General features: G+C 64.3%; 13 protein-coding genes. 7 read left to right on the top strand and 6 right to left on the bottom strand.

Annotated elements, in window-relative coordinates; translation table 11 throughout:
* The first annotated feature begins 98 nt into the window (after positions 1 to 98).
* Complete coding sequence (locus tag ACH196_RS15920; protein WP_396647890.1) at positions 99 to 521, top strand: HIT family protein; 423 nt, start codon at positions 99 to 101, stop codon at positions 519 to 521.
* A gap of 1 nt (position 522) precedes the next feature.
* On the opposite strand, the gene ACH196_RS15915 is transcribed toward ACH196_RS15920, so the two are convergent.
* Complete coding sequence (locus tag ACH196_RS15915) at positions 523 to 873, bottom strand: AzlD domain-containing protein (RefSeq protein ID WP_396647889.1); 351 nt, start codon at positions 871 to 873, stop codon at positions 523 to 525.
* A complete protein-coding gene (locus tag ACH196_RS15910; protein ID WP_396647888.1) occupies positions 870 to 1,616 on the bottom strand; it encodes an AzlC family ABC transporter permease in 747 nt (248 codons plus the stop codon). The genes ACH196_RS15915 and ACH196_RS15910 overlap by 4 nt, the downstream gene beginning before the upstream one ends.
* A gap of 227 nt (positions 1,617 to 1,843) precedes the next feature.
* Between ACH196_RS15910 and ACH196_RS15905 the strand changes: the two genes are divergently transcribed.
* The 3 genes from ACH196_RS15905 (at position 1,844) to ACH196_RS15895 (ending at position 3,630) form a co-directional block, all read left to right on the top strand.
* Complete coding sequence (locus ACH196_RS15905) at positions 1,844 to 2,620, top strand: DUF6597 domain-containing transcriptional factor (RefSeq protein WP_396647887.1); 777 nt, start codon at positions 1,844 to 1,846, stop codon at positions 2,618 to 2,620.
* 76 nt (positions 2,621 to 2,696) lie between these two features.
* Positions 2,697 to 3,095 carry an SRPBCC family protein gene (locus tag ACH196_RS15900; protein ID WP_396647886.1) on the top strand — a complete coding sequence of 133 codons (399 nt, stop codon included), beginning with the start codon at positions 2,697 to 2,699 and terminating at the stop codon, positions 3,093 to 3,095.
* Positions 3,096 to 3,279: 184 nt separating this feature from the next.
* Positions 3,280 to 3,630 carry a VOC family protein gene (locus tag ACH196_RS15895; protein ID WP_396647885.1) on the top strand — a complete coding sequence of 117 codons (351 nt, stop codon included), beginning with the start codon at positions 3,280 to 3,282 and terminating at the stop codon, positions 3,628 to 3,630.
* Positions 3,631 to 3,734: 104 nt separating this feature from the next.
* On the opposite strand, the gene ACH196_RS15890 is transcribed toward ACH196_RS15895, so the two are convergent.
* Positions 3,735 to 4,616, bottom strand: coding sequence for an EamA family transporter (locus tag ACH196_RS15890; protein ID WP_396647884.1), 882 nt, complete (start codon positions 4,614 to 4,616; stop codon positions 3,735 to 3,737).
* Between the two features lie 106 nt (positions 4,617 to 4,722).
* Between ACH196_RS15890 and ACH196_RS15885 the strand changes: the two genes are divergently transcribed.
* The gene (locus ACH196_RS15885; protein ID WP_396647883.1) at positions 4,723 to 5,193 is read left to right on the top strand and encodes an Lrp/AsnC family transcriptional regulator; all 471 of its coding nucleotides are present in this window, start codon (positions 4,723 to 4,725) and stop codon (positions 5,191 to 5,193) included.
* A gap of 133 nt (positions 5,194 to 5,326) precedes the next feature.
* Positions 5,327 to 6,538, top strand: coding sequence for a P1 family peptidase (locus ACH196_RS15880; protein WP_396647882.1), 1,212 nt, complete (start codon positions 5,327 to 5,329; stop codon positions 6,536 to 6,538).
* A gap of 141 nt (positions 6,539 to 6,679) precedes the next feature.
* Here ACH196_RS15880 and clpA read toward each other — a convergent pair whose 3' ends face one another.
* From clpA to ACH196_RS15865, 3 genes are all read right to left on the bottom strand, one after another.
* On the bottom strand, positions 6,680 to 9,157 hold the full coding sequence (gene clpA / locus ACH196_RS15875; protein WP_396647881.1) for an ATP-dependent Clp protease ATP-binding subunit ClpA: 2,478 nt from the start codon (positions 9,155 to 9,157) through the stop codon (positions 6,680 to 6,682).
* A gap of 6 nt (positions 9,158 to 9,163) precedes the next feature.
* Positions 9,164 to 9,493 carry an ATP-dependent Clp protease adapter ClpS gene (gene clpS, locus ACH196_RS15870; RefSeq protein ID WP_349007921.1) on the bottom strand — a complete coding sequence of 110 codons (330 nt, stop codon included), beginning with the start codon at positions 9,491 to 9,493 and terminating at the stop codon, positions 9,164 to 9,166.
* Between the two features lie 260 nt (positions 9,494 to 9,753).
* A complete protein-coding gene (locus ACH196_RS15865) occupies positions 9,754 to 10,083 on the bottom strand; it encodes a phasin family protein (RefSeq protein ID WP_396647880.1) in 330 nt (109 codons plus the stop codon).
* Between the two features lie 278 nt (positions 10,084 to 10,361).
* Between ACH196_RS15865 and ACH196_RS15860 the strand changes: the two genes are divergently transcribed.
* Entirely contained in the window at positions 10,362 to 11,768 is a 1,407-nt protein-coding gene (locus tag ACH196_RS15860; protein WP_396647879.1) for a D-alanyl-D-alanine carboxypeptidase, read from the top strand.
* Positions 11,769 to 11,860: the final 92 nt, after the last annotated feature.

The following is an 11,860-nucleotide window of genomic DNA, read 5'->3' as shown; positions in this document are numbered from 1 at the left end:
GCGATCGCAGAGAAGGCCGCCCAGCGCAGAGCTTCGGTCGGCACTTGACCGACACTACCCGAAAGCACAGAACGGAACCTCACGTGACGGAGCCGGACATGCCTGCCTACGATCCGAACAACATCTTCGCCAAAATCCTGCGCGGTGAGATTCCCTCGCACAAGCTCTACGAGGACGAGGCGACCTTCGCTTTCATGGACATCATGCCGAGGGGCGACGGCCACTGCCTGGTGATCCCCAAAAAGCCCTCGCGCAACATTTTGGACGTGGCGCCTGACAGTCTCGCGGCGGTTGCGGCGACGACACAAAAACTGGCGCGCGCCGTCGTCAAGGCGTTTTCGGCGGATGGCGTGACGGTGCAGCAGTTCAACGAGCCGGCGGGCGGACAGGTCGTGTTCCACCTGCATTTCCACATTCTTCCGCGCTTCGACGGCGTGGCGCTGAAGCCGCACACGGGGCAAATGGAGAAGCCTGAGGCGCTGGCGGCCAATGCGGAGAAAATTCGCAAGGCGCTGGCTTAGCCTACCACCCCATCACCATCCCCGCGATAAGCACGGCCTCGCCGGTGACGATGCCGACCAGCATGCGTTTTCCCGAAGCGAGATAGACGGCGAAACCCGCGACCGCGGCGCCGATGCGCAGCGCCATCGCGGTTTCGGCCAGCGAGCCGCTGGGGAAGACGATGAGGTTGCCGATGACCGCGGCGACGAGGGCCGTGGCGACGGCGCGCACGAACACCAGCGCCTCGGATTCTTCGGAGATGCGGCCGCCGAAATGCACGCCGAGGAAACGCCAGACATCGGTGGCCAGCCCGCCGGCGACGAGAATGAACAGGAACGGCCACCACCAGGTGTCGAAAGATTCGAACGTCATTGGCTGGCGCGCCTCGCCGTCAGGCGGTGAAAGATAAAAGCGACGATACCCCCGACCAGCCCCGCCGCCAGAAGGTCGAAGCGCGGCCAGACGATGTGGAACATCGGCCCGAGCACCAGCCCGCAGAGCATGGCGACATGGCCGGCGCCTTCGCGGGCCGAGCCCCACAGCGAGGTCAGGAAATAGATCGGGGTGAGGAAGAGCAGCGCTGCTGTCATCGGCGCCGGCAGTCCGCCGACCAGAAGATAGACGCCGCCGACCAGCACCGTGTTGGTGACCAGCAGCGTCGAGCCGAGGCCGAGGAACCACGCCGTGCGCATGTCGCGCGGCACGCCACGCACGCGCTCCATCGCCAGCACCCAGGAGGTGACGGCAACGAAATGCGACAGGAAATACAGCGTCAGCCTTCGGGTGCGCCCGCTCTTCAGCTCCGGCATCAGCGCCACCACCATCGGCATCATGCGGAATGACGACAGCGCCACCGCGAAGGCTGCCCAGAGCAGCGAAGCGCCCGACAGGATTCCGCCGATCAGCACGACATTGGCCGGCAGCGCCCAGACGATCGCCGTCATGAACACCGTCTCGGCCAGAGAGAAGCCGGATTCTTTGGCGAGCCCGGCAAAGCCGACATAGGCGGTCAGAAGAATCCAGCCCGGCGGCGAATAGGCGGCGCGCACGCCGCGCAGATACCAGCGGCGGAGGTCTTGCGGCGATAGCGGGAGGTTGGATTCGGCGCCTGACATGTGGGGCGCCGCATAACATGGCATTCTGTCGGAGTCAGCCAAACTGTCGGCGATGGCCGCGGGCCTGTTGCCTGTCGGACGCGGCCGTCGCCAGCCCGACGCCGGACAGCCGGACGACGCAGCGCGCAGCCACCGATGCGCACCACAAGGGTTGAAGCAAACCGCCGCCGCGATAGATTGCGGCGTACCGAAGAGGCTGCAAGGGGCATTCCTCACGGGAGAGCGTCATGGCGCGCAATGGCAATACGCCCGTGCTTTCTGGTGTGATCGGGAACTATAGCGAGTCCGCTCCCCAGGCCGCCCTCGAAGCGCATTTCCAATGCGTCTGGTCCAACACCGTGCGGCCGCAGGGCGGGTTGTCGGCCGTGGTCCCGGACGGCTGCGTCGACATCACCTGGATCGACGGCGAACTGGTCGTGGCGGGGCCGGACACGGAAGTCGCGATGTCGGCGTTGAAACCCGGCTCGACCGTAATCGGTGCCCGCTTCCGGCCGGGTGCGGCGGCCCGATGGCTGGGCCTGCCGATGTCGGAGATCGTCGGCGGCCGGCTGGCGCTCCAGCATTTCTGGGGCGCGCAGGCCAGCGAAATCGCCGGGAGGATTGGTGATGCGCCGTCCGGTGCCGCACGGATGCGGACGCTGCGAGAATGCCTCGCCCGGCTCGCGCCCGGCGTCGAGGCGCCACCGCCCGATATGGGATTTGCATTTCACGCGCTGAGGACGGAGTCCGCCGGCCCGGGCATGGCGGTGATCCTCGACCGGCTGGATGTCAGCCCGCGCACGCTGCGCCGGCGCTGCCAGGAGGCTTTCGGCTACGGCCCGAAGACGCTTGACCGCATCCTGCGCTTTCAGCGGTTCCTGAACTTTGCGCGGGGCTCCGCCGAGCCGCGGTTAGCCGGCCTCGCCTTCGCGGCGGGCTATGCCGACCAGGCGCATCTGACGCGCGAGGTGCGGCGCCTGTCCGGCTTTTCGCCGGCGGCGATCTTGCGGCAATATAGGGGCTGATCTGGCCGTTTCGTTCAATATCTTTCCATCGCCGCCGTCTAGATCTGCCTTCATGACCCTGATGACGGAGGCAGGCATGACCATCCATCAATCCCGCATCATCACCGTGTCCATCGACCGTGACTGGCGCGAAGTCTACGACTTCGCCTCCATTCCGGAAAATTTCCAGCGCTGGGCGGCGGGCCTCGGCAGGCGCTTCGAAAAATCGGGCGAGGACTGGATCGCGGAAGACCCCGACGGAAAGCCGATCCGCATCCGCTTCTCGAAACCCAACGAGTTCGGTGTGCTCGACCACACCGTCTCCGCCGGAGGCCGGGAAACTCGCAATGCGATGCGCGTGGTTCCCAACGGCAGCGGCGCCGAGGTGATGTTCACGCTTCTGAGGGCGCCGGAGATGACGGACGAGATTTTCGCCGCCGATGGCGCTGCGGTGCAGCGCGACCTCCATGCGCTGAAGGCGCTGCTCGAACGCTAAAGCGTGTCGCACCCAATCGGTGTCATTCTGCCGGTGACGGTTTGGGACAAGGTCGAGGGCCTCGTCGCAGGCCGGGCTGGTGGCCCGGACAAGACGAAGCCCGATGGATTTGGCCCAAACCGGCCCGGTAGAATGAGGCCGATTGGGTGCGACACGCTTTAAGTTTCAACGAAAGGAAAAGACCATGGCCAGCAACGACAAACGCATCGACTATGTCGAGTTTTCGGTCGGGGACGTCGCGCGCTCGCGCGACTTCTACGGCAAAGCCTTCGGCTGGTCCTTCAAGGACTACGGACCGGACTATTGCGAATTCAATGACGGACGGCTGACCGGCGGTTTCGCCCTCGGCAAGCCGGATAAGGTTTCGGGCGGCCCGCTGGTGATCCTGTTTGCCAAAAACCTCGACGAGACGCAGCGCCAGGTGGAGGCTGCGGGCGGCCGGATCGTAAAACCCGCCTATTCGTTCCCCGGCGGCCGGCGTTTCCATTTTGCCGATCCGGATGGTTACGAACTGGCGGTGTGGTCGGAAGCATGAGGACGTGGACGAGGCGCAAGGCCTGTCGGAGCCTGCGCCCTATCCGGGATTTAAGGCAGGGGCCGGGCCGGCAACACGATACCCCGCCGGCAGGGAATCGCTGATCATTCAGCCGCGCGGATCGGCTCCCGTCCCGCCTGCCGATGCAGCGCCACGCCCGCCATCACCAGCGCGATGCCCAAAATGTCGCGCTGGCTGGGGAATTGCGCAAGCACGATTGCGGCGATCACCGTCGCGGTTGCCGGCAGCAGCGCCAGCATCAGCGCGAAACTGGCGCGTGGAAGGCGCGACATGGCGAACTGGTCGGAGATGTAGGGGATCACCGACGAGCAGACGCCGACACCAATCCCGGCAAGGATGAGTTGGGGCGCGGAAAACGCCTTGAGCGCCTGCATGAAGCCAATGGGAAAGGCGGCGACGAAGGCAATCGCCATCGCAGCACCCAGCGTCTCGACGCCCTGCCCCGCGCCGCGTTCGGCGATACGGTGGCCGAACACGATGTAGAGACCGAACAGCGCGGCGTTGAGGGCGGAAAAGCCGAGGCCCAGGAAATCGGACGACCATTTGATGTCGATCAGGATAGCGACGCCGACGGCGGTGAGCGACAGCGCCACCAGATTGCGCCGCGTCCGCAAGCCGTAGAAGGCGATAAGGATGGTGCTGACGAACTCCATCGCCGCCACCAGGCTCATCGGCAGGCGCTCCAGTGCCAGATAGAAGGAAAAATTCATCGCCGCCAGCGTCAGTCCGAGGGCGGCAAGCAGCCACCGCGTGCGCCCGTCCGCCAGCCGAATGGTGCGCAGGGGGCGGGTGAACGGAGCGAAGATCAGGGCGGCGGAGGCAATGCGCATCCAGGCGACGCCGAAGACGCCGACCGCCGGGAATAGCAGCACAGCGAAGGACGGGCCGAGATAGTGGAACAGGGCGCTGACGCCGAACCAGGCCTGCGGCGGGATCTTTTCGGCGGCACGGTCGAGGATGGGCATGCGGGGCTCCATTTCTTAGGCCCAGCATGCAAGGCCAATCCGACGCTTCCTATAGCCGAAGAAAGCGCTATTCTCCCTTCTGCCAGACAATCGAAAGGCCAAGACCATGAAACGCCTTCGATATGAAGACGGGCCGCTGGATGCCGTCGATGCGCGGTTGCTGAAGGCACTGACCACGGATGCGCGCACCAGCGTCGCCGAGTTGGCACGTCTGGTCGGGCTCTCCGCACCGAGCGTTTCCGAGCGGCTGAAGCGGCTGGAGGAAAGCGGTGTGATAAAGGGTTACACCGCGACGATCGACCCGGCAGCACTTGGCTTGCCGCTCGCCGCCTGGCTGCGCATCCGGCCGCTGCCGGGTGAGCTGAAGCGCGTCGCCGAGATCCTGCGCGGCCTGCCGGAGATCGTCGAATGCGACCGCATCACCGGCGACGATTGCTTCATCGCCAAGGCTCATGTGCGCTCGGTCGAGCATCTGGAGAAGATCATCGACGGCATCATTGCCTTTGCGATGACCAACACCTCGATCATCCAGTCATCGCCGGTAGAACGCCGGCTGCCGCCGATCGGAGCAGAGTGACGATTTCATAGCGGCAATTGCCAAACCGGAGCGTAACGACTGGATGGCCCAACGGTATCGCCGCCGACGGCCATAGGTGGCAGGCAATCGTTCGACTAGGCTCTTTCCCGCATCGATCATGCAGGGAGGGATCATGAGAATTCTGGGCAAGGGTTTTGCGGCAATGCTGCTCGCGGGCACGGTGGCGACCGGCGTTCACGCGGCGGAGCGGGCGCGCGATCTCGGCGTGCCGTTCGCCGGCAAGGCAGGGCCGCTCAACGCCATCACCGACGTCAAGGGGGTCGAGGTCGGCCAAGTGACGCTGATAAGCGGCGAGGGCAAACGCGAGAAGGGCGTCGGGCCGGTGCGAACGGGCGTCACCGTCGTGTTGCCGCGCGGCAAGGAAAGCGCCAAGCCGGTTTACGGCGGTTTCTTCAACCTGAACGGCAATGGCGAGATGACCGGCCAGTCCTATCTGCAGGATTTCGGCATGGTCTACGGGCCGATCGGCATCAGCAACACCAACGCCATCGGCCAAGTCTATGCCGGCATCCAGCAATGGACGTCCAACAAGTTCGGCGACGCGTTGTGGCCCGTGGTGGCCGAGACCTATGACGGCGGGCTGAACGACATCGAGGGTTTCCATGTAAAGCCCGAGACGGCGATGCAGGCGATCGACAAGGCGGCCGGCGGCGCGGTCGCGGAAGGCAATGTCGGCGGCGGCACCGGCATGCGCTGCTTCGGCTTCAAGGGCGGCATCGGAACGTCGTCACGCGTCGTCGAGGTGGAGAACAAGTCTTACACGGTCGGCGTGCTGGCGCAGTGCAACACCGGCCTGCGCACGGTGCTGCGGATTGCCGGCGCACCGGTCGGCGAGGAACTGGGCAAGACCTGGCTGCCCTGCTACGCGGCCGACGTGGCGGGCTCGGAGGAGAAGAAGCCGAAATGCGCCGCCGACGGTAAGGGCGGCACCCCTCCCCCGGATGACGGCTCAATCATCATCGTCGTGGCGACCGACGCGCCGCTGCTTCCGCATCAGCTGAACCGCGTGGCACGCCGCGCCTCGCTCGGCCTTGGCCGGCTGGGTTCGTTCTCCGGCAACACATCGGGCGACCTGATCGTGTCGTTCTCGACCGCCGAAGGCGCCAACGACGTGTCGGACGACGAGGTGGCGCCGTTCAAGCAGGTGTCGCAAGGCAACATGGACCCGATCTTCACGGCGACGGTCGACGCGACCGAGGAAGCGATCGTCAATGCGATGGTGGCGGCGGAGACGATGACCGGCGGCAACGGCCACCGGCTGTTCGGCCTGCCGCATGATGAGCTGAGGGCGATTTTGAAGAAATACGGGCGGGCGGCGCAATAGTCATTCTTCGGAGTGACGGTAGCGCCGGCCCTCATCCCCGGTCGGCCCACCTTCTCCCCCGGGGAAGCCGCAACAGTCCAACTGGCATAAAAAACGGCCGCCTCGCGGCGGCCGTTTTTGTTCCGATATCGTCAGCCCGAACTACCCCTTGCGCGGCAGTTGCGGCACGAGGCTGCGCTTGGCGCCGTCCTTGGCCGGCGGCGCCAGTTTCGGCTTTTGCGCGACGGCCTTCTTCGGCGCGGCCTTTTTTGCCGAAGCTTTTCGGGCCGGCTTGCTGCGCGGCTCCTCTTCCTTCTTCGGCTTGACCGGGATCTCGTCGGCCAGCGCATCGAGCTTCAGGCCCTTCTCGCCGCTCTCCTTGGTCTCGACGGTGACGCGCACCGTGCCGCCCTTCTTCAGGCGGCCAAACAGCACCTCGTCGGCCAGCGGCTTCTTGATGTGCTCCTGGATGACGCGGGCCAGCGGCCGCGCGCCCATGCGCTCGTCGTAACCCTTGTCGGCCAGCCAGGCGATCGCCTCCGGCGCAAGGTCGAAGGTGACGCCGCGGTCGGAAAGCTGGGCCTCAAGCTGCATCACGAACTTCTGCACGACCTGATGGATCACCGGCACCGGCAGCGAGCCGAACGGGATGATCGCGTCGAGGCGGTTGCGGAACTCCGGCGTGAACAGCCGGTTGATCGCCTCCACGTCGTCGCCCTCGCGCTTGGTCGACCCGAAACCGATCGCCGCGCGCTGCGCGTCCGACGCGCCCGCATTGGTGGTCATGATCAGGATGACGTTGCGGAAGTCGATCGACTTGCCGTTGTGATCGGTCAGCTTGCCGTGGTCCATGACCTGCAACAGGATGTTGAACAGGTCCGGATGCGCCTTCTCGACCTCGTCGAGCAGCAGCACGCAATGCGGATGCTGGTCGACGCCGTCGGTCAGCAAGCCACCCTGGTCGAAGCCGACATAGCCGGGAGGCGCGCCGATCAGGCGGCTGACAGTGTGGCGCTCCATATATTCCGACATGTCGAAGCGCAGCAGTTCGACGCCGAGCGACGAAGCGAGCTGCTTCGCCACCTCGGTCTTGCCGACGCCGGTCGGACCCGAGAACAGGTAGCAGCCGATCGGCTTCTCCGGTTCGCGCAGGCCGGCCCGTGCCAGCTTGATCGCCGAAGACAGCGCCGAGATGGCCGTGTCCTGGCCGTAGACGACGCGGCGCAGTTCGGCGTCGAGCGTCTGGAGGACCTGCTCGTCATCGGCCGATACGGTCTTGGGCGGGATACGCGCCATCGTGGCGACGGTTGCCTCGATCTCCTTGATGGTGATCGTCTTCTTGCGCTTGGCCTCCGGCAACAGCATCTGCGAGGCGCCGGTCTCGTCGATCACGTCGATCGCCTTGTCCGGCAGTTTTCTGTCGTTGATGTAACGCGCCGAAAGTTCCACCGCCGCCTTGATGGCCTCGTTGGTGAACTTCACCTGGTGGAAGTCCTCATAATAGGGTTTCAGCCCTTTCATGATCTCGATCGTGTCCTCGATCGTCGGCTCCTTCACGTCGATCTTCTGGAAGCGCCGCACCAGCGCGCGGTCCTTCTCGAAGAACTGGCGGAATTCCTTATAGGTGGTCGAACCGATGCAGCGGATGGCACCCGACGACAGGGCCGGCTTCAAGAGGTTGGACGCATCCATCGCGCCGCCGGACGTGGCGCCGGCGCCGATGACGGTATGAATCTCGTCGATGAACAGGATGGCGCCCGGAAACTCCTCCAGTTCCTTGACCACCTGCTTCAGGCGCTCCTCGAAGTCGCCGCGGTAGCGGGTTCCGGCGAGCAGCGTGCCCATGTCGAGCGCGAAGATGGTGGCGCCCGCCAGCACCTTCGGCACGTCGCCCTCGACGATGCGCTTGGCGAGGCCTTCGGCGATCGCCGTCTTGCCGACGCCGGGATCGCCGACGTAGAGCGGGTTATTCTTGGAGCGGCGGCAGAGTATCTGGATGGTGCGGTTGATCTCGTCGCTGCGGCCGATCAGAGGGTCGATCTTGCCCGACTTGGCCTTCTTATTCAGATCGACACAGTACGCGGTCAGCGCGTCCTGCTGCTTCTTCTTGCCGTTGCCGGTCTCCTCGGCCTCGCCGCTGCCCTGCGCGCCGTTCTGTTCTTCCTCGGCGCCGCGCGGCGTGCGGCTCTCGCCGGCGCCTGGACGCTTGGCGATCCCGTGGCTGATGTAGTTGACCGCGTCGTAGCGGGTCATCTGCTGTTCCTGCAGGAAATAGGCGGCGTGGCTCTCGCGCTCGGCAAAGATAGCGACGAGCACATTGGCGCCCGACACCTCGTCGCGGCCGGAGGACTGGACGTGGATGACGGCGCGCTGGATGACGCGCTGGAAGCCAGCGGTCGGCTTGGAATCCTCGTCGTAGCCGGTGACGAGGTTGTCGAGTTCGGTGTCGATGTAGTTCAGCACCGTGCGGCGCAGTTCGTCGAGATCGACGTTGCAAGCGCGCATGACGGCGCCTGCCTCGGAATCATCGATCAGCGCCAGCAGCAGATGCTCCAGCGTCGCATATTCATGATGGCGCTCATTGGCGAAAGTGAGGGCCTGATGAAGGGCTTTTTCAAGCCCCGGGGAGAAAGCCGGCATGTTACCTCACTTCTTTTCCATCACGCATTGCAGCGGATGTTGATTCTGTCGGGCGAAATCCATGACCTGGGCCACTTTGGTCTCGGCCACTTCGAATGTATAGACGCCGCATTCGCCCACCCCGTGATTGTGGACGTGGAGCATGATGCGCGTGGCGCTTTCCCGATCTTTCTGGAAAAACCGCTCCAGAATGTGGATCACGAACTCCATCGGCGTGTAGTCATCGTTGAGGATAAGGACGCGATAGAGGCTGGGTTTCTTGGTCTTCGGTTTGGTGCGCGTGATCACTGCCGTGCCCCGGCCCGGTCCACGCCCGTCCTGGTCACCGCCTTGCATTTTTGCCACTCGCCGCGCCGTGGCTTCCCCGCCTTGTCTCACAGGTCCTTTCCTTCCGCGGGTGTTTCTCCCGCCCGTCACATGTAGGTCGCTGCGTCGTGATTTTAAGCCCTTCTATTGGGGTGACAATATGGTTGAGTCATCAGTCGGCCCGTTCACCGACGATTGATGCCTCGGCGGGCAACAAAAAACCCGGCCGCGAAGCGCGACCGGGTCTGCCGGCGAACCGGCGATGGGCAATGATGACTGGCGGTAAGTCGTCACTTGGCCTTGGCGACGAGCGATTCGAACGGCTTGTAGGCTTCCTTCGCCATGTCGGCATAGAGGCCGGAAAGCTTGCTCTGTTCGGCGACGAAGCCCTCATAGGCCTTCTTGGCATAGTCAGCCTGGATTTCGACCGCGCTCTCCAGCGACTTGGCCGAGAACAGCTTCTCGAACGTCGCGGCGCCGGTCTCATAGGACTTCTTGGTGTAGTCGGTGGCCTCGGTGACGATCGCCTGGGCCGCCTTGGAAACCGAGGCAAAGCTCTTCAGGCCGTTATCGACGAACTCCTTGCCGTATACGCCGGCATCTTCAAACATCGGGGTCATGACAGTCCTCGTGCGGGGGAACAAGCGGAGCATTTATATGCGCCGCATGATTATTTATTGTGCAATGCACAAATTGTCAAGGGAAGCTTGCCACGTAAGGCTTTGAGCGCGCCCAGACCGCTCAACTTTGAATCATTCTGGCCTAAAGCCCGAGCGAATTCCTGAACGATCTGGTTACCATAAACGGATTGGTAACGCGCCCGGCCTATTCTCACCGTTCGAGGCAGGAACCTTTGCCGCCTCCCGGGTGCAACGACAAATCTCAAAGGGTGTTAACAGTGCGTCAGGCGACTGCTATCCGTTTTTTCAAAGCCTTGTGCTCTCCGGCAACGATCGCAGCCGGCCTTCTCGCGGCCGCCGTCGGTCTGACGCCCGTCGCCGCCTCGGCGGCAGACTCGCGTTATGCCGCGATCGTGATCGACGCCAACACCGGCAAGACGCTGTTTTCGGCCAACGCCAATTCGCGGCGCTATCCCGCCTCGCTGACCAAGATGATGACGCTCTACCTCACCTTCGAGGCGATGAAGCGCGGCAAGATCAAGAAGTCGACGCCCGTCACGTTCTCAGCGCAGGCCGCCGCCCAGCCGCCGACCAAGCTCGGCGTGAAGGCTGGCAAGTCCGTCACGGTGGAGACCGCGATCTATTCGCTGGTCACCCGCTCGGCCAATGATTCGGCGGAGGCGCTGGCCGAACTGATCGGCGGCTCGGAAGCCGGTTTCGCCCGCATGATGACGTCGAAGGCCCGCGCGCTTGGCATGGAAGGCACGATCTTCCGCAATCCGCACGGCCTGCCCAATACGGGCCAGTTCACCACCGCGCATGACATGGCGACGCTGGGTATCGCGCTGCGCGAACATTTTCCGCAGTATTATTCCTATTTCTCCGTCCGTTCCTTCACCTATGGCAGGCAGCGCATTGCCAACCACAATCGGCTGCTCGGCAAGATCAAGGGCGTCGACGGCATCAAGACGGGTTATACGCGTGCGTCCGGCTTCAACCTGGTCTCGTCGGTTTCCGATGGCAATCGCCGCATCGTCGCCGTGGTCATGGGCGGCCAGAGCGCAAGCAGCCGCGACGTCCAGATGGCCGGACTGATCGAGAAATATCTGCCAAAGGCGAGCGGCCGCAAGGGTGGCCCGCTGGTGGCGAAGGCCGACGGCGGCACGGTCATGGACATTGCCAAGGCAATGCTGCCTAGGAAGAAGGATCAGGCACCCGAGGCCGCCCCTGGAGACGACCAGGACCAGGAAGTCGCCGCCTTCGTCGAGCGCACGGAAGAAGCCCGTCCCGCCGCCAAGGCCGTTGCGAAGGTTGCCGCCGAAGCGCCGGCCAAGGCGAAGGAGACCACGACCACGGCTGTGCTGGAAGAAGCCTACGCGGCCCCGGAGCCACGTCCGTCCGTCGACGTCGACGCTGTAAAGACCGCCTCGGTCGAGCCGTCGGGCTGGGTGATCCAGGTGGCGTCGTCGCCGAGCAAGGCGGAAGCCACCAAGGCGCTGGAAGCCGCCACCCGCAAGGCGCCGCAGGTGCTGGCGTCAGCGTCGGGCTACACCGTGCCGTTCGACAAGGACGGCGTCACCTATCATCGCGTCCGCTTCGCCGGCTTTGATACCAAGGCCGCGGCCTGGAAGGCCTGCAGCCAACTCAAGAAAAAAGACGTAGGCTGCTACGCGGTCCAGAACTGACGCGGATTGAGGTGGGGCTGGCCCGCAATTCCAGCTTCGTCCGACCGAGCGTTCCGCCTGAATTCAGAAACTCGTGCCTGTTCCGAACTTGT

It is taken from the genome of Mesorhizobium sp. IMUNJ 23232 (assembly GCF_044326205.1).
GTDB lineage: Bacteria > Pseudomonadota > Alphaproteobacteria > Rhizobiales > Rhizobiaceae > Kumtagia.
Note: the sequence above shows the minus strand (reverse complement) of the source record. Positions and strands in the feature narration are given on the sequence as shown.